Below are 21,535 nucleotides of genomic sequence, written 5' to 3'. Positions count from 1 at the left end.
ATTTTTTCGAAGCTAATAAGCAGTAGCTTATTCTTTGGTTAGCATGAGCTAAAAACGTATTTTTAACGCTTTAAATAACCTAGTGTTGAGCGGACTAAAATCTCTTTTTAAACAAACCTTTATTTACGGCTTAGCGACTGTGCTACCCAGAATGTTAAGCTTCTTGTTGGTCTGGATTCATACCAAAGAAGGTGTTTTAGATAGCGTTGCCGATTATGGTGAGGTCTCCATAATCTATTCTGTTTTTATTGTTTTAAATGTTGTTTTGGCCTATGGCATGGAAACAGCATTCTTCAGGTTTTTTCACAAAGAAGAGGATAAAGATAAGGTTGTAGGCACAAGCTCAATTAGTTTAATAAGTTCTTCTTTACTATTCTTAATATTTGCTTTAATTTTTAAAAATGAAATAGCCCATTTAGCAAATCTTAAAGCAGAATATATAAACCTCGTTATTTGGGTATTGTTTTTAGATGCTTTAGTTATTATTCCTTTTGCATGGTTAAGAGCCAACGAAAAGCCTGTGCGATATGCGGTTCTTAAGATTTTAAACGTCGCTGTAAATGTGGGATTAAATCTATTTTTCTTGTTTGCACTACAAAATCTTGCGGAAAGCCATTCTTTTTTCAATGCGATTTACAGACCTAATTTTGAAATTAACTACATATTCATTGCTAATTTAATGGCTAGTGCCATTACCTTTATATTGTTAATTCCTTATTATACCAGAATTAAGTATGTCTTTAATCTGGAATTATACAAAAAAATGCTGCGTTACGCATTTCCAGTGCTTGTTGCTGGTATTGCTTTTTCAATTAATGAGGCCTTCGATAGGTTTTTATTGGATGAACTACTACCAGAAAATATTGCAAAAACACAAATAGGCATGTACTCTGCCTGTTATAAATTAGCTTTGTTCATGACGCTGTTTGCAACGGCATATAGACTGGGCATTGAGCCTTATTTTTTTAGTCATGCCAAGAGTAAGAATCCGCAAAAAAACTATGCTACAATAATGGAGTTCTTTGTTATTTTAGGAGCCTTAATTTTTTTAGGTGTTGTGGTTTTTGCCGATGTTTTAAAAATGATATTTATTCCTAACGAAGCCTATTGGGAAGCCATGTGGGTGGTTCCCGTTTTACTACTTGCAAATTTTTGTTTAGGGATTTATCACAACCTTTCGGTCTGGTATAAAATTACCGATAGAACAAAATACGGCGCCTATATTTCGGTTGCTGGTGCTATGGTGACATTGGTTTTAAACTTTTGGCTCATACCAATAATAAGTTATAAAGGCTCTGCTATTGCAACTTTAACAGCCTATGCGACCATGATGATTTTGTCTTATGGTTTTGGAAGAAAATATTACCCCATTCCGTATAATCTAAAAAAAATCGGATTGTATTTATCGCTTTCTGTGGGTTTATCAATCGTGTCCTTTTATCAATTTCGAGAGAATTATTTCATCGGAATAACGTTCTTAATCGTATTTTTGATCATTGTATATCTTTCAGAAAAAAATCAAATTAAAAACCTTTTAAACCGCTAACATGCAAATAAGAATAATAAACAAATCGAATCATGAGTTACCGCATTATGAAACCATGGCCTCTGCAGGTATGGATTTACGAGCAAACATATCAGAATCGAGAACTTTAAAACCTTTAGAAAGGAGTATCGTAGGCACTGGTTTATTTATAGAATTACCTATAGGGTACGAAGCCCAGGTACGACCAAGAAGTGGTTTAGCCGCCAAGCACGGTATTACTTTATTAAATGCCCCAGGAACTATTGATGCCGATTATAGAGGTGAAATAGGTGTTATTTTGGTAAATTTATCTAACAAAGATTTTGTAATTAATAATGGCGAGCGCATCGCTCAATTAGTTATCGCAAAACACGAGCGTGCCCAGTGGAAACAAGTCGAAAAACTTTCGGATACTGCTAGAGGTGCCGGAGGGTTTGGAAGTACAGGGGTGAAGTAATTGGTTTCACAATCACATGAGCCTTAAAATCAAAAGGCGTGAACCTTTGCTGTGTTTTACATCACGACGAGTAAAAAGGAAGGTGTGTGGTGTGTTGAAGCTACAAATAGCATTAATGAAAGTGTTTAAACACTTAAATTAAAGACAGTTCTAGAATCATGTAGCGCGAAGTAAAATGGTGATAAGGCCACATATTTTGAAGGCTTTAAAAACGTTTGTTTAACCGTAAAGCAAAAATCAATTTAGAGCACTGATAATTATCAATTTACGTCATAATATTGACCTAACTGGTTTCAAAAACCTGTAAAGTCTGCGTAATCGATAGAACAATCTCTCGACATGGATGTGTTAGCTAATCCGATTTGAGCACAAATAAAAGCTTATATTATAACAAACATATAAATGAGCAAAACCATAGTTTTGTTTTAAACACGACTAAATTTTAATCAAAAAGATACCTGCTTTGTCAGGCGCAGATATGAAAATAATAGTACCTATGGCGGGACGAGGTTCTCGTTTACGCCCACACAGTTTAACCGTACCAAAACCGTTAATTCCCGTTGCAGGACAACCTATTGTGCATCGTTTGGTTACAGATATTGCGAAAGTTTTAAAACAGCCAATCGAAGAAATAGCATTTGTACTGGGCGATCCCGCTTGGTTTGGCGACGATGTTGTAAACAGTTTGAAAGCATTAGCGGCAAGTTTAGGAGCTAAAGCCTCTATTTATCGCCAAGACTTACCTTTAGGTACAGGTCATGCCATTATGTGCGCCAAGCCATCACTGTCTGGCCCTGCCGTTATAGCCTATGCCGATACTCTAATAAGGGCTCAGTTTGACTTAGATCAAAAAGCCGATGCCGTTATTTGGACCAAAGAAGTCGATAATCCAGAGGCTTATGGTGTCGTAAAATTAAACGAGAATCATGAGATTATCGAGCTTGTTGAAAAACCAAAACACTTTGTGAGTAACCAAGCCGTTATCGGGATTTATTATTTTAAAGAAGTTGGGGTTTTAAAAGAGAAATTACAAGAAATTCTTGATGAAAACATTAAGAATGGCGGTGAATACCAAATTAACGACGGTATAAAACGCATGATGGCCGATGGGAACATATTTAAAACAGGAACAGTCGACGAATGGATGGACTGCGGTAATAAGGCCATAACCATAGAAACCAACAAGCGCATGTTGGGATTTTTAAAGGCAGATGGCGAAGCGCAATTAGTGTCTCCATCGGTTACATTAGAGAACTCCAACATCATAGAACCCTGTTTTATAGGCGAGCATGTTGTACTTAAAAACAGTACGGTAGGGCCATTTGTCTCGATTGGAGACCATAGTAGTATTGAAAATACAACTGTTAAAAATAGCTTAATTCAAACGCACAGCACCATTAAAAATGGTAATTTAGATCAAGCTATGATTGGTAACCATGTAAAATTTAATGGTAATTTTACCAGCATTAGTATTGGTGATTATTCGGTTTTAGAATAAATTTCTGTGCTCTCAAACTTTTAAAAAAGGGTTTTTAAAAACAATTCTGATTATATTGCGTTTAAAGGCGAGTTAGAACCTATTATTTTATGAAACGTCCATTATTAAAACTTGATGTCCAGGGAAATGATTAAATGGATGATGCCTGTCACCGACGACCAAACAATAAATATAAAGACGTGAAACAGAAGTTATACATATTGGTTTTCCTTTTCGGATGGATGCTCTTTCCGAAGATAACGTATGCCCAAGTCGATTTTAATAGCAAACCCAATGATGATTTAGGACAAGTAAACGATAAATTTCAAGAATTGTTTTACGAAGCTCTAAAACAAAAAGCGATGGCTAATTACGACCGCTCGGTTGATGCCCTTTTAAAATGTATAGACATAAATGATAAAGTTGCGGTGTTGTATTTTGAGTTGGGTAAAAACTATAATATCCTAAAAAACTTTGGTGCTGCAGAGCGAGCCTTTAAAACCGCTGTTAAAATTAAACCAGATAACCCATGGTATTTACAGGCGTTGTATGTTTTCTATAAAGAGCAAAACGAATTTGATAAGGCTATAAAAATATTAAGACAACTAATAAGATATCGTCCCGACTACAAAGAAGATTTAGCAGAACTATACGTACAAATAAAAAAGTATAAACAGGCTTTAAAAATTTTAGACGAACTAGATAGCGAGTATGGGATATCTAAAAGTAGAGATGTGCTTCGAAATGGTATTTACAAAGTAACTGGGCGTAAAAAAGATCAGATACAAAACCTTAAATCTCGTGTGGATAATAATCCGGAGAAAGAGTCTAATTACATTGCCCTTATTTTCCGCTACAGCGAAAACAACGACAAAGAAAAGGCCTTTGAAACCGCAAAGAAACTACTTTCTATTAATCCAGAATCGCAAATAGTTCACTTAGCTTTATACAAGTTTTATTTAGACGATAACAACACCGAAAAAGCTATTGAATCGATGAAAATCGTTTTAAAAAGCACCCAAATAAAACCGGAGGCAAAACTTAAGGTACTATCAGATTTCATTAGTTTTGTACATGCTAATCCGCAGTACGAAGACGATTTACTAGAAGTAACAGCTTTGGTTGGCGATAGTAATAACAGCAAAACTTTGATAGAGTTAGCACAGTATTATTTAAAGCGAAACCAAAAAGAAAAAGCGCTTAAATATTATGAAGAAGCACTAGTTTTAGAATCGAATAATTTTCGAATTCTTCGAAATGTGTTATTGCTTTATATGGAATTAGAGCAGTACGACTTAGCTTTAAATAAAAGCACTAAAGCTCTAGAAAAGTACCCTTCTCAACCTATATTTTATTTAATAAATGCGGTAACTTTAAACCGGTTAAATAAACCGCAAAAGGCGATTGAAATTTTGGAGTCTGGATTAGATTTTATAATTGATGATACGAAAATGGAAGCCGACTTTTACAATCAATTAAGTAAGGCACATTATTTGTTAAACAATACCGACAAAGCAAAAACGTTTAGTGATAAGGCTAAACAGTTACAAAGTTCAAATTAATGAATACACCTAAATATATCATTTTATCGCTTATACTAATGGTTGTTTTTAGTTGTAAGTCGGCGAAAAGCCCTAGCGATACCAAAGCAAATTATAGCCTGTCTACCAGACAGTTAGTTAAAGCAAATGAAAAACAAAAAGCTAGTTTTAAAACCTTACAAGCTAAACTAAGAGTAAGCTATTTAAAAAACGATAAGGAACAAACACACACGGTGTCTTTTAGAGCTAAAAAGGACGAGATAATGTGGTTGAGTGCTACATTCTCTGTGATTAGAGCTAAAATTACGCCACAAAAGGTGAGTTTTTACAACAAGCTAGACAATACTTATTTTGAAGGCGATTACAACTATTTGAGTGAGGTTTTAGGTACTCCTTTAGATTTTCAAAAGCTTCAAAATTTATTGTTTGGAGAGGCCTTATTAGACCTTAAAGCCAATGGTTATGCGTCTCATGTTAACGAGGGGCTTTATGTGTTACATCCCAAAAAACAACCAGATCTACTGGAAGTGTTTTTTTTATTAGACCCTAGGCATTTTAAAGTCAAGTCGCAGCAGTTTACCCAACCAAAAACATTTAAACATTTTCAGGTTGATTATTTGGCATATCAAGAAGTAAATCACGAATCTGTACCAAAACATATAAAGATAAATGCCGTTGAGGGTACTGAAGAAACCATTATAAAATTAGAATTTAGAAATGTTTCGTTAAATGAAACCTTGCGTTTTCCGTTTAAAATACCATCTGGTTTTAATAAAATTGAGCTGTAACTGTGGATAGAAAAAAGACATATAAAGTTTTACTGCTACTGTGCTTCTGCTTGTGCACCACGTTTAGTTTTTCTCAAGATAGCAAACAGAAAGCTTTAGAAACACGCCGTCAAGAATTACGCCGTGAGATTAAAAAAATTAACGAATTACGTTTAGAAAATCAATCGAAGCAAAAGTCGCAATTATCCTTAATTGAAGATTTTAATTACAAAATTGGAGTCTTAAATAATTTAATTAAGGTCACCAATCAACAAGCCAATTTAATTACTAGAGAAATAAATTCTAATCAAAAAAAAATAACCAAATTACGGGAGGATTTAACCCATTTAAAAGCCGAGTATGCCGAGATGATTGTTAAATCTTACAAGAGCAAAAATGAACAAAGTAGAATAATGTTCCTGTTGTCTTCAAACGATTTTAAGCAGGCGTATAAGCGCTTACAATACATTAAACAATACAGCGATTACCAAAAGCAACAAGGTGAAACTATAAAGGCAAAAACAACCGAGCTGCAGCAAATTAACGCTAAATTGTTAAAGCAAAAGGAAGATAAACAAAAGCTTATTGCCGAGAACAGAGTCACTCAAAAATCTTTAGAAGCCGAGCGTAAACAACAAAGGGTTTTAATGGCGTCTATAAAAGAAAATATTAATCGTTATACCGCTCAAATTAATCAGCGTGAGCGTGAGGCCAATAGAATTGATGCAGAAATAAAGAAGCTTATACGAGAAGCTATTGCCAGATCGAATAAAAAGGCTGGAAAATCTTCAAGTGCAACTACTTTTGCTTTAACGCCGGCTGGCAGAGCGCTTGCTAAGAATTTCGAATCGAACAAAGGGAAATTGGGTTGGCCAGTTGATAAAGGTGTGGTAAAAGTGCGTTATGGCACACAACCCCATCCTATTAATAGGTCGCTAAAAATTAAAAGTAATGGGGTTAGAATCGCTACTGAAAAAAATGCTAAAGTAAAAGCTGTTTTTAATGGTGAAGTTATAGCAGTGGTTAATATGAGAAATATAAATCCGTTAGTAATGATTCGTCATGGAAATTACATCACCACTTATAAAAACCTTTCGAAAGTCTATGTGAAAGAGGGTGATAAAGTAACGACTAAGCAAGAAATTGGTGAAGTTTTCACCAATAGAATAACTGGCGAAACCATCTTGAGTTTTAGTATCTCGAAGGAGAGCGCAACTCAAAATCCCGCCTCTTGGATTTATAAAATGTAGGGCGATTTAAAAAGGGAGATTATTCAAACAGCGCTTTAAGTTCTGTGGCTTGATCGGGTTTTATTTTACCAGCTAATAGTAGGCTTAATTGTTTACGACGTAAGGCGGCTTCAAAGCGTTCTTTTTCTAATTTGGTCTCTGGATGCACTTCTGGCACAGCAACAGGTCTACCTGTATCGTCTACAGCAACAAAAGTATAAATAGCCTCGTTGGCTTTCGATTTTTCACCAGACTCACGGTCTTCAATCCAAACATCAATAAACACTTCCATAGAGGTTTTAAAGGCGCGAGATACTTTAGCCTCTACCGTGACCACACTACCCAAAGGTACGGCTTTACTAAAAGCTACATGATTTACCGAGGCGGTAACCACGATGCGCCTGCTGTGGCGTCTAGCAGCAATACTAGCGGCACGATCCATACGCGCTAATAATTCGCCACCAAATAAGTTGTTTAAGGGATTGGTTTCACCAGGTAAAACCATATCGGTGAGTGTTGTTTTAGACTGTTCGGGTGTTTTAATTGGCATCGCTTTTGTTTTAAATGTACTATTATTAATACAGTACACTTTATCGTAGAATTACACTAGATTTATCGAAAGAATTTTAGATTTTAATCTAGTTTTTTAACCAACAACCAAGCATTTTTATTGTGTGTTTTTCTAATCTCGCGAATGGCCTTTAAGGCTTCTTTACCACTCTCATAACTCCCATAAGCCACTTGATATAAACCGTATTTGTTTTTACCAATATGTCGCGCATTAAAACCAGCTTTTCTTAATTGAGTAATTGTTTTATTACAATTTTCTTCAACTCTAAAAGCCCCTGCAATGATGTGGTAATTGCCCGATTGCTTGGTAACATTTAGGGTAATCGCTGGAAGCGGATTTAAACTAAACGTGGCTTGTTGTATCTTGGTATCTAATTGTTTTGTGGCTTCTTCTTGGGCTAATTCGTTGTATGTTTCAATTTTATTAGTGTAATAGTTTGAGGCAGAAAAGCCACCAATAGTCATGGCTATAACCGCTACAGCAGCATATTTAAAATAAGGTCTCGATTTGCGTTTTTCAGGCGTAATATTCAGCGGAATTACTTGTTCTAATTGCTCAACTTTTTTCTTATGCATTTCCCGAATTATGGCCGGAGCTTCAAAAGGAGATAAACCAAAGGCATCGGTTAAATAATTGAGCTTGTAAGTAGGTTCAAATAAAATTTTGCCCTCACTATTATAGCGTAATTCACCAATATTATTAAATGTTACGGTTTTGCCTTGCAGTAAAAATAATTTTAGCGTGCTAACCCGTTTCGCAATTTTTTTTGCGGCAACCTCAAAAGGAATTTTCTCTAAATCAGCAATATAATGTGCTAATAAACCATCAGTATGTTGAATTTGCTCATTAAAGGACACCGCTTTTTTAGGCGGGTAAAACGTATGTGTGGTTTCGTTTATACTTGCCGATACACGATGCGTAATAAAAGATCCAAATTCAGGAATCGTAACACATTCATATCTGTATAATAAATCGCTTATGTAAGTCTCTAGTTGCATAAAAACAAAGTTAATAAAATAAACTATGAGTTAAAATCTTTAAGACAACTATTTTTGTTGAATATGTTAAAATGGATGTCCGTTTCACCATACTAAGCAACGAACTTCTTGCTATGTGATGGCTGCTAGTTAGCTTTTAAAATTTAATGAGAAATTCTTTTTTGTATCTTTATCTCAAAGGATTACAATGACAGAAACTGAATTGCTCTATACCCTAGCCTTGCAGCATGTACCGAATATTGGCGATATTACTGCAAAAAAACTAATAGGCCATTGTGGTTCTGCACAAGCTGTTTTTAAAGAAAAAAAGCATAAACTTAGTGCGATAGATGGTGTGGGCCGTGTTATATTAGACGAACTGTTTAAAACGCAAAATTTAAAAGAAGCAGAACAGGAAATTAAATTTATTCAAGAGCACAATATTGAAGTGCTTTTTTTTAAAGATGACCATTATCCAGAGAAGTTAAAACATTGTATCGATGGTCCTATTTTACTGTTTCAATCGGGTAATATTAATTTAAGTGCGCAACCTATTGTGAGTATTGTGGGAACCAGAAAAATTACAACAAATGGTATGGCTTTTTGTGAGAGTTTAGTGGAGGCTCTTGTACCGTATAACCCAATAATTGTCTCTGGTTTTGCTTATGGCACCGATATTACTGCACATAAAGCAGCGTTAAAACACAATTTGCAAACTATAGGATGTTTAGCCCATGGCTTGCATACTATTTATCCTAAAGCGCATAAAAGATACATGGTCGATATTGAAAAAAATGGCGGATTTCTTACCGATTTTTGGAGCAGCGATACCTTTAACAGAAATAATTTTTTAAAACGAAACCGCGTGATTGCCGGTTTAAGCGAAGCTACAATTGTTATAGAATCTGCCGTAAAAGGGGGCAGTCTGGTTACTGCCGATATTGCTAACTCCTATAATCGTGATGTTTTTGCCGTTCCAGGTCGTACCACAGATTCTCAAAGTGTAGGTTGTAATAATTTGATTAAACACCAAAAAGCCCACATGCTTTCAACGCCCTTAGACGTCCCGTACATTTTAAACTGGCAACTTGAAGATTACAAAAAACCTGCCGTACAAAAGCAATTGTTCGTGGAGCTGGATGCGACCGAGAAAATAATTTATAACTACCTTAAAGAAAATAACCAACAACTTCTCGATGTTATTGCCATAAATTGCCAATTACCTACTTTTAAAGTCGCCAGTGTATTGTTAGCTATGGAGTTAAAAGGCTTGGTTAGGCCCTTACCTGGGAAATTATTTGAGATGATATAACCATATTCTTACCACCAAATTAAAAAGAATTTTTTTAGTATGCCATTGGAGAATTTTATCCAGCAAAGTGGCGAGAAATGAGCGGTTAAATAAGGTTGAACGGTTGTCTTATACCAAATTAGTCATGTCATGCCGCATATAATTCGTTTCTTTTTCGCCCATATTTCGGTATAAAATAAAACCATAACTCAGGCTATGCTTTGATTTTCTATCTCATCTGAACAAAAAATAATTCAAATTAATAATACGACATTGCAAAACTAAATTGGTATTAAACGTCTCAAAATTCAACCAATTAACGTTTGTATGAGGCCTTATAATCCAGTCTATTTTCTTTGGGATAAAAAATTTACAGTCGGCGAATTGCTGCATATCTTTTCTAGCCAAATAAAACCCTACAATACAGTCGTTGTTTAAGGTGTGTAAGCAAATTTTTTTCTGAAAAGGAATAAATAATTGCGCTTTAAAATAGACCTGCTGCTCTATCTCGGCTACTTTTAAATTTTTTAAGTATTTTTTGGCTTCGACGGTGTATAACAGCGGTAGTTGTTTTTTGCTAAGTTTGTTTAATTTTTCAACTAAGGTATCTTTTTTATTAGGGCCAATACAATGTTCAATTTCAGAGTGGCCTACGGTATCATCGTATAAGTAGAACTTGTATACAATTTCTAAATGAATAGGTTTATCGTCTTTTAACAGAATACAATCTAATTCGCCTAAAGTTACTTTTTGGTCTTGTACTTGAATGTTTTCATACAAGACAGAAATCGATTTTTGTGAGTTTAATTCGAAGGATACTAAGCGCTCTATATATTTGCCAAGTGGTAAATGGTCTTCTATTTCAATATTGATTTTTTCGGAGTTAGATTCAATTTCAAACTGATGCAAGTTAAACACCCCTTTGTTAGTCCATAAAAAAGAGGTGTTTAAAAAACCATCATAACGCTTTTGAATGTCTTTTGTGTTTTGGTACATGGCCTAAAAATAAACACAAAAATCAATTCAATAAAGCTAGGTGTCCACTTTGTTTAACGAGTTGTTCAGAAAAAAACAACTTGGTATTAATAACCTAAGCGCGCTCTTACCCTATTTAAAACCTCGTTAGCCACCACCGACGCTTTTTCTGCACCAATGGCCAGAATACGATCTATTTCACCTAGATTATTCATGTAATAATTATAGCGTTCGCGTGGAATGGCAAATTTTTCAACAATAAGTTCAAATAAAGCTTGTTTGGCATGACCGTATCCATAATTGCCATTTTCGTAATTGGCTTTCATGGTTTCTATTTGGTCTTGAGAAGCTAATAAGTTATAGAGCGCAAAACAATTGCAGGTACTCCAATCTTTAGGATCTTCAAGCGCAGTGCTATCGGTTTGGATACTCATAATTTGCTTGCGCAGTTTTTTATCGTCTAAAAAAATATTGATATGGTTATTTCTACTTTTACTCATTTTTTCACCATCTGTGCCTGGAACAAGCATGGTGTTTTCTTGAATTTTGCCTTCTGGCAACACAAACGTTTCACCCATTTTAGCGTGAAAACGTGAGGCCACATCGCGAGTCATTTCTATATGCTGTAACTGGTCTTTACCTACAGGAATAATTTGGGCATCGTACAATAAAATATCTGCAGCCATGAGCATAGGGTATGTAAATAACCCAGAATTAACATCTTCTAGGCGGTCTGCTTTATCTTTAAAACTATGGGCTAGAGTTAAACGTTGGAATGGAAAAAAGCAACTTAAATACCACGATAATTCTGTGGTTTGAGGAATGTCACTTTGTCTGTAAAACACCGTTTTTTCTGTATCTAAACCAAAAGCAAGCCAAGTTGCAGCTGTAGAATAGGTGTTGTAACGTAATATTTCTGAGTTTTTTATTTGAGTTAAGGTATGCAGGTTGGCTATAAATAAAAACGAATCATTTTCTGGATTGTTTGCCATGTCTATTGCCGGACAAATAGCGCCCAAAATATTACCTAAATGTGGTGTCCCTGTACTTTGTATGCCTGTAAGTATTCTCGCCATGTTTGTCTTCCGCGAAAGCGGAACGATTTTAAATTAAACTAAAGAAGCAAAGGTAAATTTTTTAATAGAATTGCTCAATACATTTATGTATTTTTGACACTTATGAAGCTTTTAAAATACATTTTTTGGATATTTTACCGAGTGTGGTTTTACATATTAGTGGCATTACCCATTCTTATTCTTATGCCTATTTTAATAATTTCAATTTTAAAAGAATCGTGGTATCCTTACTTTTTTAAATTGGCTCGATTTTGGGCGCGCTTTATTTTATTTGGCATGGGTTTTAGGCCGATTATACTATACGAGCAAAAACCAGAAAAGCACAAAAGTTATATGTTTATTGCCAACCATACCTCAATGGCAGATATTATGTTAATGTTGGTTTCGGTTAAAAACCCATTTGTTTTTGTTGGAAAAAAAGAATTGGCTAACATTCCGCTTTTTGGTTTTTTTTATAAAAGAACTTGTATTTTAGTGGATAGAAATTCTGCAAAAAGTAGGCAAGCCGTTTTTTTAGCGGCACAACGCCGATTAAAAACAGGTTTAAGTATTTGCATCTTTCCTGAAGGCGGTGTACCCGAAGAGCATATTATGTTAGACGAATTTAAAAACGGGGCGTTTCGTTTAGCCATTAAACATGGAACACCTGTTGTACCTTTAACTTTTGCTGATAATAAAAGGCGTTTCTCTTACACTTTTTTTAGCGGAGGTCCAGGACGCATGCGGGTTATTATGCATAAATTTATTCCTACCCAGAGCTTAACCATAGACGATACTCAAGCTTTAAACGATCGATCCAGAGCGGTTATTTTAAATCAACTTGAAAAGTTAGAGGTATAAAAAACTGCCCATGTGAAGGCAGTTTTTTTTGATAAGGATTCCCAAGATTAAAGAAACCCGTATCCAGATCTAACCAAAAATCTAAAACTTAATAGAAAAACCAGTGTAAACCCCAATAAAATAAGGTTTAAAATTACCAGAAGTATTATTAAACGTATTGATTTGATATTTGAACATAGGCTCAAAATTCAAATCTATTTTTTTAAAAATTTTATAATTTAACCCTAGTCCAAAATTAGCACTATAGCTCACTTTATTTATATTATTGGCTTTGCCTAAAAGCGTTCGATACCCATCAATTTCTGAAAAAATCTCATTTTTATTTAAAAACAGAGCGCTAAACCCACCAATAAGATTAATGCCAAAATTTTTGTTTGATAGCGCATACTGGATTTCTAAAGGCACTTCAAGATAACCCATGTCTTGATCAATAGAAGTTTTTCGATTTTCGGTAAATGTTTCCGCGCCTAAAGCGCTCAAATTATCACCACTAACAAAAGAAACGCTATTGGTGGTCACAGTATTAAAATTTACATTCTGTAATGGATTAGGGTCAGAATTAATAGATTGAAATACGATGACATTATTAATGTGGTAACCCAAATTAACTTTACTTATGCCTGTTCTAATACTTAATTTTTTATTGATAGCATAACGCGCTTTAATACCATAACTCATATTGATTTCGCCGCTTTGTGGGTTATTTTTAAATTGTGGATCTATTGAAGAGCCATTTCCTAAACTGCTAAAATAAACGGGTGCCGCGTTTGGGGTAATACTCCAACGGTTTAAATCTCCTTTTTCTTCTTCTTCAAAAATGTCGTTGTTTTTATCTAACGCTTCCTCAATAGTAAGTGTGTTTTCCTTTGTGTTTTCAGCTATAATTTCTGTTTTTTTTTCCTGTTCTGTTTCCGCAATTACGGTATTGCTTTTTGTTGGATTGTTAATTATTTCGCTTTCTTTATTGGTTTCAAATTGAGCCAATTTATTTTTATTTTGGATGGGCTTATTGTTTTTTTCTTTTGTGTTGTTTTCTGAGTTTTGAACAGCTAGAAGAGTGCGGTCCGTTTTTATAATAGCTCTAGGGAGCTTCGAATTTTCATCTGGATTCTGATGGGTTTTTAAGCGGCTTTCATTTTTATGTTTTGAAGATGCATTTCCCGTAATTGATGTTTTGGTTGAAGGCATAACTGCATCTGAGTCTTTTTTAATAGTGTTTTGGGTTGTTTTTTCCAAAGCGTTTTTTCCCGAATTAGATTCAACAACAGCATCGTTTGTGTTTGAGGTTTTTGGATGTGAATCGATTGATGGGTCGCTACCTCTGGTTTTTAATTCCTCTGAATCTAAATTTTCGGTATCTCCAACTTGATTTGTTATAACTGTATCCGCATCATTAAAAAACAAAGCACCAGCAGTTATTAAAAGCGCAAGTAAAGCCGCAATACCTGCGTAACGCCACCAAATAGCGATAATCCGCCGTTTCTTCTTTTTCGTATCAAGTTCGGCTCTAATATTATTCCAAACAGTATCGCTGGGAGTTGCTTCAAAGTTTTTAAAACGCTCCTGGAACAATCTGTCTATATGTTTTTTATTGCTCATTTATAAAGATTGTAAACGCTGTGTTTTTTTATGGTTTTCTATAGTGTCTTTTAAAGTTTGCCTAGCTCGAAACAAATTAGATTTTGAGGTTCCTATGTTTATGTTTAACATGTTTGCTATTTCTTTATGCGAATAACCATCTAAAACATAAAGGTTAAATACTAACCTGTAGCGATCTGGCAATTCTTGTATTATTTTTAAGAGATAATCTAACGGAATAGGGTCTTGGCAAATCTCTATTTCAGCCTCATCTTGTATGTTTTCATGTATAAGATCAAATTTTTTTTCAGATCGGTAGCGTTGTAAAGCGGTGTTTATGGTTATTCGTTTTAACCAACCTTCAAAAGAACCTTTGTTTTTATAATGTTCTATTTTATTAAAAATTGTTAAAAATGCGTCTTGTAAATTATCTTCGGCTTCGGCATAGTTTCTTGAATACTTTAAGCATATAGAGAATAGTTTACTCGAAAAGAGTTTATATAATTCTCCTTGGGCTTTAGTATCATTAATTTTACAATTTTCTATGAGTTGGTTTAACCCCAATTTTAAACTCGTATTTATTAACACTTAGCCTGGACGTACATTGTCTGTTTGCACTCAGGACACTATTTAAACTTAGTTTGTAACAGGGACTTCTATGGTTAGGTATTGGTCTTCTCCAGTCGAGTCTTTTTCTTGCCAAAACTTAAATATATATGATCCGTTACTGGTAACAACAAAGTTAAATGTTGCTTCTACCAGTTTATTTGTAAGGGTGTCGCACCTATTGTTTTCATATTCATAATTAATAACGGCAACTGTTCGCTGGTTGTTTTTTTTTAAATAATAAAACTCTTTAAAGGCATGGCATGTGGATGGCTTTAAGTAGGAAACCGTTATCGGGTAGGTTTTGCCTAAAGTAAACTCATCTGGAATATCTACACTTTCAATTGGTAAAAATACAGATCTATAGTTTTGCCTGTCGTCATCAAGACTGCATGATGCTAACACAAATAGTGCTAAACTTAACACAATAAATTTTTTCATTGTAAATATTTTTTACTTGTTTTTCTATTTTATAGATGCTAAACAAATAAAAAGGTTGCGTGTACTTTTAATATTAAGAGCATAAAAAAATCCCGATTGCTCGGGATTTATATTTATTCTGCTGTTTTTAAAGCGGTCCTAATTTTCTCTTCCAGCTCCTCCATGAGTTCCGGATTGTCTTTAATAATGGCTTTTACAGCATCTCGCCCTTGGCCTAACTTCGTATCTTGATAGCTAAACCATGAGCCACTCTTTTTTACAATTTCAAGTTCTACGGCCACATCTAAAATCTCGCCTACTTTGCTCACGCCTTCGCCATACATAATATCAAACTCTGCCTGTTTAAAGGGCGGAGCGACTTTGTTTTTCACGACCTTAACACGTGTCTTGTTCCCTAAAACTTCACCGTTGCTATCTTTTATTTGTGTAGAACGTCTAATATCTAATCTTACCGAAGCGTAAAACTTTAGGGCATTACCACCTGTTGTCGTTTCGGGGTTACCAAACATTACGCCAATTTTTTCACGTAGTTGGTTAATAAAAATAACCGTACAGTTGGTTTTACTTATCGATCCCGTTAATTTTCTTAAGGCTTGAGACATTAAACGGGCATGAAGTCCCATTTTAGAATCTCCCATTTCACCTTCAATTTCACTCTTTGGGGTTAAGGCGGCCACAGAATCGACTACTACAATATCTATAGCCCCAGAGCGTATTAAATTATCGGCAATCTCTAAAGCTTGCTCCCCATTATCGGGTTGCGAGATAATTAAATTGTCTATATCAATTCCTAGTTTTTCGGCGTAAGTTCTATCAAAAGCATGTTCGGCGTCAATAAAGGCTGCAATACCTCCCATTTTTTGGGCTTCGGCTATAGCGTGTAAGGTTAGTGTGGTTTTACCAGAAGATTCTGGTCCATAAATTTCTACCACGCGACCACGCGGATAGCCGCCAACACCCAAGGCAATATCTAAACCTAAAGACCCAGAAGGGATCGCTTCTACATCGACTACAGCGGCATCACTCATTTTCATTACCGTACCTTTTCCGTAGGCTTTGTCTAATTTATCTAGAGTTAATTGTAGTGCTTTTAATTTGGCATCTTTTTCTTTACTATTTTCTTTGCTCATCTTCTATTATTTTTCTGAAGTAATTGCTGCTAAAATACTATAAGTTTTTTCACGATACAATTTTATTGCTTCCCCTTTTTTTGTAAATTTAATTTTTAAGACAAACAGATTGTTTTTTTTAATATGCCTAAGGTTTTAATCGTCTTTTTAGTGATTATTCTTTTTTCTTGTAGCGATCAAGATGAAGCGCAATTATATAAAACCGGAATTGTACTAAACCAAACAACTTGTACTGGCGGTCTTGAACCCGTTTTTATTATAAAATTAAACGAAAAAGACTCTATTATAACAGCGACACTTCCTAAGGTTTTTAAGGAGCCCAACTTAAAAATTCAATTTAAAACTAGAGAGAAATCGTCAATGCTAGTTTGTACCACGGATAAAATTTATCCTGAACATTTTGATGTTTATGATGTGGTTTTGTATTAAGCCATAAACTTAAACTTTTCAATAGTTTTTGAAATTTTATTACAATAGGTGAAAATTTTTCAGTCAACATTCAACTCACTAAGACTTAAAACACCACAAAAATTGAGGTGTTTGCTCAAATTTTTTCATATACAGCTGGGTTTTTTATAAAATTTAGTGCCGCCTAAAAACAAAAGCTCTACTTTTGCATATTATATTTTTTTAACCTTAAATATTAGTATAGCATGCAACTGTACAATACATTAAGCGCTAAAGAAAGAGCAGAGCTAATCGAAAAAGCGGGAGAAGATCGATTAACGCTCTCTTTTTATCAATACGCTAAAATTAACAATCCTCAAGAATTTAGAGACCATCTATTTATAACTTGGAATGCCTTGGATGTTCTGGGAAGAATCTATGTGGCACACGAAGGGATTAATGGGCAATTGTCTCTTCCTGCAGAGCGTTTTACAGCCTTTAAATCCCATTTAGATACCATTGATTTTTTAAAAAATATTCGGTTAAACGTTGCTATTGAGCAAGACAATAAATCGTTTTTAAAGTTAAAGGTAAAAGTACGAGACAAAATTGTTGCCGATGGATTAAACGATGCTACTTTCGATGTGCGCAACAAGGGTATTCATGTGAATGCCGAAACATTTAACAATCTTATTGAAGACGATAACAGCGTTTTGGTCGATATGCGCAACCACTACGAAAGCGAAATTGGTCATTTTAAAAACGCCCTAACACCAGATGTAGATACGTTTAGAGCATCTTTAGACATTATAGAAGAAGGCTTGAAGTCTCATAAAGAAGATAAAAAACTGGTCATGTATTGTACTGGCGGTATTCGCTGCGAGAAAGCCAGTGCCTATTTTAAACATAGGGGCTTTAAAAATGTGTATCAACTTGAGGGCGGAATAATTGAATACACGCGCCAGGTAAACGCGAAACAATTAGAGAACAAATTTATTGGTAAGAATTTTGTTTTTGATGAGCGAAGAGCCGAAAAAATTAGCGACCATATTATTGCCAGTTGTCACCAATGTGGCAAGCCTTTCGATGTGCACACCAATTGCGCAAACGATGCCTGTCATTTATTATTTATTCAATGTGACGCCTGTAAAGCCGAGATGGATAATTGCTGTTCTACAGCATGTAAAGAGATGCACGCCTTACCTTATGAGGTACAAAAAGAACTCCGTAAAGGACAAGGTAATAGTAACGATATTTTTAAAAAGGGACGTGCAGACCACCTACCGTATAAAAAAGATTTAAGAAATATTTTCGAAACTTTAAAAGTCGAAACAAAATAACATATTTAACATGCAGAACATAGAATTAATGGCTCCTGCGGGAAATTTTGAATCCCTTCAAGCGGCTTTAGATAATGGTGCAAATTCAATATATTTTGGCGTAGAACAATTAAACATGCGCGCTAGAGCAACTATTAATTTCACTTTAGATGATTTACCAGAAATCTCAAAACGTTGTCAGGCTAAAAATGTACGTACTTATCTTACCTTAAACACTATTATTTACGATCATGATTTATCCATTATAAAAACCCTATTAAACAAAGCAAAAGCAGCCAATATTACGGCGGTTATCGCTATGGATCAAGCGGTTATTATGGCCGCCAGAGAAATTGGTATGGAAGTGCATATTTCTACTCAAATTAATATCACTAACATCGAAACGGTAAAATTCTATGCGATGTTTGCCGATACTATGGTATTAAGTCGGGAATTAAGCTTACGCCAAATAAAAAAAATTACAGAACAGATTGAAAAAGAGCAAATAAAAGGCCCTTCTGGACAATTGGTGGAAATTGAAATTTTTGGTCATGGGGCCTTATGTATGGCGGTTTCTGGCAAATGCTATATGAGCTTGCATGCGCATAACTCTTCGGCTAATAGAGGCGCTTGTAAACAGAATTGTAGAAAAAAATACACGGTTATAGATCAAGACTCTGGTTTTGAAATGGAATTGGACAACGAATATATCATGTCGCCAAAAGACCTGTGTACTATCGATATATTAGACCAAGTAGCCGATGCCGGAATTAAGGTTTTAAAAATTGAAGGTCGTGGTCGTGCTCCAGAGTATGTAGCGAAAGTTATTAAATGCTACCGCGAAGCTATAGATGCTGTTGCTAATGGAACGTACAATACAGAAGCCGTGAATGCTTGGATGAAAGAACTCGAAAAAGTGTACAATCGCGGGTTTTGGAATGGTTATTATTTGGGTCAAAAACTTGGAGAATGGAGCAAAGGTGCAGGCTCTCATGCCACACAAAAAAAGGTTTATATTGCCAAAGGCATGCATTTTTTTCCTAAAGTAAGTATTGGCGAGTTTAAAATAGAAGCCTACGATTTAAGTATTGGAGACACCATTTTAATTACGGGTCCAACCACTGGAGTTCAGGAAATGGAGCTTACCGAAATGTTGGTAAACGACGAGAATTTAAGTAAAGCCTCTAAAGGCGATTCGGTTACCATTCCGTTAAGCTTTAGAATTCGGCCTTCAGATCGATTGTATAAAATTGTAGAAAATAAAATAGAAGCTTAATGGTGATTGTTACGTTGCAGCGCAACAAATGTATTGGATGTAATTATTGTGTAGAATTGGCTCCTGAGCAATTTAGAATGTCTAAAAAGGACGGCAAATCGGTATTATTGCATGCCAAAGATAAAAAAGGCTTTTACACTTTAAAATCTAAAGATCACGATATTTTAGAGCCTTGTGAGAAAGCAGCTCGGGCATGTCCTGTAAACATCATTAGTGTCAAGAATATTTAAATTTAAGATGCTTTTTAAAAGTCGCTATAATAATCTTATCTTTACCTTTTTAAAAAGAATTATCAACCTTCTTCTGGTAAAACACTTGTTTTAGTCAGAATCAATATATAAAACCTATGGCTTGTAACAGTTGTTCAACTGGAAAAGACGGTCAACCCAAAGGGTGTAAAAATAATGGCACTTGTGGCACAGATAGTTGTAATAAATTAACGGTTTTTGACTGGCTGGCGAATATGTCGCTACCCAATGGCGAAAAACCTTTTAACTGGGTGGAAGTCCGTTTTAAAAACGGACGAAAACACTATTACCACAATACCGAAAACTTAACGCTTAGTATTGGTGATGTGGTAGCCACGCAGGCAAAATCTGGTCATGATATTGGTATGGTTACCCTTACGGGGGAATTGGTGCGTATTCAAATGAAACGCAAAAACATTTCGGAAAAAAGTGACGACATTTTAAAAATTTACCGAAAAGCGAGTCAGAAAGACATTGATATTTGGCAAGCGGCACGCGACAAAGAAGAATTGATGAAGGTTAAAGCGCGCCAATTTGCAATCGATTTGAAGTTACAGATGAAAATTTCTGACATCGAATTTCAAGGCGATGCCAGTAAAGCTACCTTTTATTATACCGCCGAAGAACGCGTAGATTTTAGAGAACTTATAAAAGTATTTGCGCGGGAGTTTAGAACGCGAATAGAAATGAAGCAAGTTGGGTTTCGGCAAGAAGCAGCAAGGCTTGGAGGTATTGGCTCTTGTGGACGCGAATTATGCTGCTCGACATGGTTAACAGATTTTAGGTCGGTTAGCACATCGGCAGCACGATACCAGCAATTATCTTTAAATCCGCAAAAGCTAGCTGGGCAGTGCGGTAAATTAAAATGCTGTTTAAATTATGAGCTCGATACGTATTTAGATGCTTTAAAAGCATTTCCTAAAACCGATATAAAACTTAAAACCGAAAAAGGTATAGCGGTTTGCCAGAAAACAGATATTTTTAACGGGCACATGTGGTATGCCTACGAAGGCGAATGGATGAATTGGCATAAAATAACAACCACTCAAGCTAACGAAATTATTGAGGCCAACAAAGCGAATAAAAAAGTAGCCAGTTTGGAACAGTATGCTTCAGATTTAATTGAAAGTACTAAAGTAGCCTTCGAGAACGTTGTAGGTCAAGATAGTTTAACGCGGTTCGATAGCCCAAAGCGTAATGCTAAGCGTAAAAACAACAGAAAGAAAACGAGCCCCGTTAATAAAAACGCGAAATCAAATAACTCTAATCAAACTAGTAATAAAAACAATAGAAATAAAAATTACAAGAGGAAACCTCAAAAAAATAAAAATGAAAACAAGTAGTGCCTTATTATTTTATTTAATTTTTTCTTTTCTATTCATATCATGCGATTCTAAACGCGTTTTCGACACGTATAAATCAATTCCCAATGCTTGGCATAAAGACTCTATTGTAAGTTTTAAAATTAAACCGCCAGATTCCACACAGACGTATAATTTGTTTGTTAATTTAAGAAATACAAACGACTATAAATTTAACAATTTGTTTTTAATTGTTGAGATGGTTTTTCCGCATGGTAAAACTTTAAAAGACACTTTAGAGTATAAAATGGCAGATCCCAATGGGGCACTACTAGGGACTGGGGCGTCAGGAATTAAAGAAAACAAGCTGTGGTACAAAGAGGAAGTGGTATTTAGTGAAGCCGGAGAATATACGGTTAATATCCAGCATGCCATGAGAGAAAACGGCAAAGTTAATGGTGTGATTGCGCTTGAAGGTATTACAGATATTGGGTTTAGAATAGAAAGACCATCAGAAAAATAA

At 35.1% G+C, this 21,535-nt stretch carries 22 protein-coding genes; 14 read left to right on the top strand and 8 right to left on the bottom strand.

The annotated features are described in order from the left end of the window. Nucleotides 1-85: 85 nt before the first annotated feature. The 6 genes from FEZ18_RS06135 (at nucleotide 86) to FEZ18_RS06110 (ending at nucleotide 7,017) form a co-directional block, all read left to right on the top strand. Nucleotides 86-1,546, top strand: a complete 1,461-nt coding sequence (locus tag FEZ18_RS06135) for a polysaccharide biosynthesis C-terminal domain-containing protein (protein WP_153267503.1) — start codon at nucleotides 86-88, stop codon at nucleotides 1,544-1,546. 1 nt (nucleotide 1,547) lies between these two features. Then, a complete protein-coding gene (dut, locus tag FEZ18_RS06130; protein ID WP_153267502.1) occupies nucleotides 1,548-1,982 on the top strand; it encodes a dUTP diphosphatase in 435 nt (144 codons plus the stop codon). Between the two features lie 478 nt (nucleotides 1,983-2,460). Then, on the top strand, nucleotides 2,461-3,480 hold the full coding sequence (locus FEZ18_RS06125) for a sugar phosphate nucleotidyltransferase (protein ID WP_153267500.1): 1,020 nt from the start codon (nucleotides 2,461-2,463) through the stop codon (nucleotides 3,478-3,480). Between the two features lie 179 nt (nucleotides 3,481-3,659). Then, on the top strand, nucleotides 3,660-5,021 hold the full coding sequence (locus FEZ18_RS06120; protein WP_153267499.1) for a tetratricopeptide repeat protein: 1,362 nt from the start codon (nucleotides 3,660-3,662) through the stop codon (nucleotides 5,019-5,021). Further along, nucleotides 5,021-5,788, top strand: a complete 768-nt coding sequence (locus tag FEZ18_RS06115) for a DUF4292 domain-containing protein (RefSeq protein ID WP_153267498.1) — start codon at nucleotides 5,021-5,023, stop codon at nucleotides 5,786-5,788. Before FEZ18_RS06120 ends, FEZ18_RS06115 begins: the two co-directional genes overlap by 1 nt. 2 nt (nucleotides 5,789-5,790) lie before the next feature. Then, nucleotides 5,791-7,017: a murein hydrolase activator EnvC family protein gene (locus FEZ18_RS06110; protein WP_153267497.1), complete on the top strand. Its 1,227-nt coding sequence runs from the start codon at nucleotides 5,791-5,793 to the stop codon at nucleotides 7,015-7,017. Between the two features lie 19 nt (nucleotides 7,018-7,036). Here the strand turns inward: FEZ18_RS06110 and FEZ18_RS06105 are convergent, their stop codons facing one another. Together FEZ18_RS06105 and FEZ18_RS06100 are read right to left on the bottom strand one after the other, a co-directional pair. Next, entirely contained in the window at nucleotides 7,037-7,546 is a 510-nt protein-coding gene (locus tag FEZ18_RS06105) for an acyl-CoA thioesterase (protein ID WP_153267496.1), read from the bottom strand. 83 nt (nucleotides 7,547-7,629) lie between these two features. Continuing rightward, a complete protein-coding gene (locus FEZ18_RS06100; protein ID WP_153267495.1) occupies nucleotides 7,630-8,565 on the bottom strand; it encodes an SPOR domain-containing protein in 936 nt (311 codons plus the stop codon). Between the two features lie 187 nt (nucleotides 8,566-8,752). Between FEZ18_RS06100 and dprA the strand changes: the two genes are divergently transcribed. Beyond that, nucleotides 8,753-9,856, top strand: a complete 1,104-nt coding sequence (gene dprA, locus FEZ18_RS06095; RefSeq protein WP_153267494.1) for a DNA-processing protein DprA — start codon at nucleotides 8,753-8,755, stop codon at nucleotides 9,854-9,856. A gap of 213 nt (nucleotides 9,857-10,069) precedes the next feature. Here dprA and FEZ18_RS06090 read toward each other — a convergent pair whose 3' ends face one another. Both FEZ18_RS06090 and trpS read right to left on the bottom strand, forming a co-directional pair. Then, nucleotides 10,070-10,831, bottom strand: coding sequence for a DUF1853 family protein (locus FEZ18_RS06090; RefSeq protein ID WP_153267493.1), 762 nt, complete (start codon nucleotides 10,829-10,831; stop codon nucleotides 10,070-10,072). An 86-nt stretch (nucleotides 10,832-10,917) separates the two neighbouring features. Then, complete coding sequence (trpS, locus tag FEZ18_RS06085; protein WP_153267492.1) at nucleotides 10,918-11,886, bottom strand: tryptophan--tRNA ligase; 969 nt, start codon at nucleotides 11,884-11,886, stop codon at nucleotides 10,918-10,920. A gap of 102 nt (nucleotides 11,887-11,988) precedes the next feature. On the opposite strand from trpS, the gene FEZ18_RS06080 reads away from it, so the two are divergent. Next, entirely contained in the window at nucleotides 11,989-12,726 is a 738-nt protein-coding gene (locus FEZ18_RS06080; RefSeq protein ID WP_153267491.1) for a lysophospholipid acyltransferase family protein, read from the top strand. Nucleotides 12,727-12,807: 81 nt separating this feature from the next. On the opposite strand, the gene FEZ18_RS06075 is transcribed toward FEZ18_RS06080, so the two are convergent. The 4 genes from FEZ18_RS06075 to recA all read right to left on the bottom strand — a co-directional run bounded on the left by FEZ18_RS06075 (nucleotide 12,808) and on the right by recA (nucleotide 16,481). Further along, the gene (locus tag FEZ18_RS06075; protein ID WP_153267490.1) at nucleotides 12,808-14,325 is read right to left on the bottom strand and encodes an outer membrane beta-barrel protein; all 1,518 of its coding nucleotides are present in this window, start codon (nucleotides 14,323-14,325) and stop codon (nucleotides 12,808-12,810) included. Continuing rightward, nucleotides 14,326-14,868 carry an RNA polymerase sigma factor gene (locus FEZ18_RS06070; RefSeq protein WP_153267489.1) on the bottom strand — a complete coding sequence of 181 codons (543 nt, stop codon included), beginning with the start codon at nucleotides 14,866-14,868 and terminating at the stop codon, nucleotides 14,326-14,328. A 72-nt stretch (nucleotides 14,869-14,940) separates the two neighbouring features. Continuing rightward, complete coding sequence (locus FEZ18_RS06065) at nucleotides 14,941-15,351, bottom strand: membrane lipoprotein lipid attachment site-containing protein (protein ID WP_153267488.1); 411 nt, start codon at nucleotides 15,349-15,351, stop codon at nucleotides 14,941-14,943. 113 nt (nucleotides 15,352-15,464) lie between these two features. Beyond that, on the bottom strand, nucleotides 15,465-16,481 hold the full coding sequence (gene recA, locus FEZ18_RS06060) for a recombinase RecA (RefSeq protein ID WP_153267487.1): 1,017 nt from the start codon (nucleotides 16,479-16,481) through the stop codon (nucleotides 15,465-15,467). A 123-nt stretch (nucleotides 16,482-16,604) separates the two neighbouring features. On the opposite strand from recA, the gene FEZ18_RS06055 reads away from it, so the two are divergent. The 6 genes from FEZ18_RS06055 (at nucleotide 16,605) to FEZ18_RS06030 (ending at nucleotide 21,535) form a co-directional block, all read left to right on the top strand. Continuing rightward, complete coding sequence (locus FEZ18_RS06055) at nucleotides 16,605-16,910, top strand: hypothetical protein (protein ID WP_153267486.1); 306 nt, start codon at nucleotides 16,605-16,607, stop codon at nucleotides 16,908-16,910. Between the two features lie 224 nt (nucleotides 16,911-17,134). Next, nucleotides 17,135-18,208 carry a rhodanese-related sulfurtransferase gene (locus FEZ18_RS06050; RefSeq protein WP_153267485.1) on the top strand — a complete coding sequence of 358 codons (1,074 nt, stop codon included), beginning with the start codon at nucleotides 17,135-17,137 and terminating at the stop codon, nucleotides 18,206-18,208. Between the two features lie 10 nt (nucleotides 18,209-18,218). Then, nucleotides 18,219-19,463, top strand: coding sequence for a peptidase U32 family protein (locus tag FEZ18_RS06045; RefSeq protein WP_153267484.1), 1,245 nt, complete (start codon nucleotides 18,219-18,221; stop codon nucleotides 19,461-19,463). After that, entirely contained in the window at nucleotides 19,463-19,693 is a 231-nt protein-coding gene (locus FEZ18_RS06040; RefSeq protein ID WP_153267483.1) for a ferredoxin, read from the top strand. The genes FEZ18_RS06045 and FEZ18_RS06040 overlap by 1 nt, the downstream gene beginning before the upstream one ends. Before the next feature lie 116 nt (nucleotides 19,694-19,809). Next, the gene (locus FEZ18_RS06035) at nucleotides 19,810-21,054 is read left to right on the top strand and encodes a stage 0 sporulation family protein (protein WP_153267482.1); all 1,245 of its coding nucleotides are present in this window, start codon (nucleotides 19,810-19,812) and stop codon (nucleotides 21,052-21,054) included. Beyond that, a complete protein-coding gene (locus FEZ18_RS06030) occupies nucleotides 21,041-21,535 on the top strand; it encodes a gliding motility lipoprotein GldH (protein ID WP_153267481.1) in 495 nt (164 codons plus the stop codon). Before FEZ18_RS06035 ends, FEZ18_RS06030 begins: the two co-directional genes overlap by 14 nt.

Origin of the sequence: Oceanihabitans sp. IOP_32, from assembly GCF_009498295.1 — a bacterium.
GTDB lineage: Bacteria > Bacteroidota > Bacteroidia > Flavobacteriales > Flavobacteriaceae > Wocania > Wocania indica.
Note: the sequence above shows the minus strand (reverse complement) of the source record. Positions and strands in the feature narration are given on the sequence as shown.

Excerpts from the sequence above, each read along its gene's own strand:
- FEZ18_RS06080 (WP_153267491.1), top strand. The coding sequence starts at position 11,989 with ATGAAGCTTTTAAAATACATTTTTTGGATATTTTACCGAGTGTGGTTT.
- FEZ18_RS06040 (WP_153267483.1), top strand. The coding sequence starts at position 19,463 with ATGGTGATTGTTACGTTGCAGCGCAACAAATGTATTGGATGTAATTAT.
- trpS (WP_153267492.1), bottom strand. The coding sequence starts at position 11,886 with ATGGCGAGAATACTTACAGGCATACAAAGTACAGGGACACCACATTTA.
- FEZ18_RS06090 (WP_153267493.1), bottom strand. The coding sequence starts at position 10,831 with ATGTACCAAAACACAAAAGACATTCAAAAGCGTTATGATGGTTTTTTA.
- FEZ18_RS06100 (WP_153267495.1), bottom strand. The coding sequence starts at position 8,565 with ATGCAACTAGAGACTTACATAAGCGATTTATTATACAGATATGAATGT.
- recA (WP_153267487.1), bottom strand. The coding sequence starts at position 16,481 with ATGAGCAAAGAAAATAGTAAAGAAAAAGATGCCAAATTAAAAGCACTA.
- dut (WP_153267502.1), top strand. The coding sequence starts at position 1,548 with ATGCAAATAAGAATAATAAACAAATCGAATCATGAGTTACCGCATTAT.
- FEZ18_RS06045 (WP_153267484.1), top strand. The coding sequence starts at position 18,219 with ATGCAGAACATAGAATTAATGGCTCCTGCGGGAAATTTTGAATCCCTT.
- FEZ18_RS06030 (WP_153267481.1), top strand. The coding sequence starts at position 21,041 with ATGAAAACAAGTAGTGCCTTATTATTTTATTTAATTTTTTCTTTTCTA.
- dprA (WP_153267494.1), top strand. The coding sequence starts at position 8,753 with ATGACAGAAACTGAATTGCTCTATACCCTAGCCTTGCAGCATGTACCG.
- FEZ18_RS06105 (WP_153267496.1), bottom strand. The coding sequence starts at position 7,546 with ATGCCAATTAAAACACCCGAACAGTCTAAAACAACACTCACCGATATG.
- FEZ18_RS06125 (WP_153267500.1), top strand. The coding sequence starts at position 2,461 with ATGAAAATAATAGTACCTATGGCGGGACGAGGTTCTCGTTTACGCCCA.
- FEZ18_RS06055 (WP_153267486.1), top strand. The coding sequence starts at position 16,605 with ATGCCTAAGGTTTTAATCGTCTTTTTAGTGATTATTCTTTTTTCTTGT.
- FEZ18_RS06050 (WP_153267485.1), top strand. The coding sequence starts at position 17,135 with ATGCAACTGTACAATACATTAAGCGCTAAAGAAAGAGCAGAGCTAATC.
- FEZ18_RS06115 (WP_153267498.1), top strand. The coding sequence starts at position 5,021 with ATGAATACACCTAAATATATCATTTTATCGCTTATACTAATGGTTGTT.
- FEZ18_RS06035 (WP_153267482.1), top strand. The coding sequence starts at position 19,810 with ATGGCTTGTAACAGTTGTTCAACTGGAAAAGACGGTCAACCCAAAGGG.
- FEZ18_RS06065 (WP_153267488.1), bottom strand. The coding sequence starts at position 15,351 with ATGAAAAAATTTATTGTGTTAAGTTTAGCACTATTTGTGTTAGCATCA.
- FEZ18_RS06075 (WP_153267490.1), bottom strand. The coding sequence starts at position 14,325 with ATGAGCAATAAAAAACATATAGACAGATTGTTCCAGGAGCGTTTTAAA.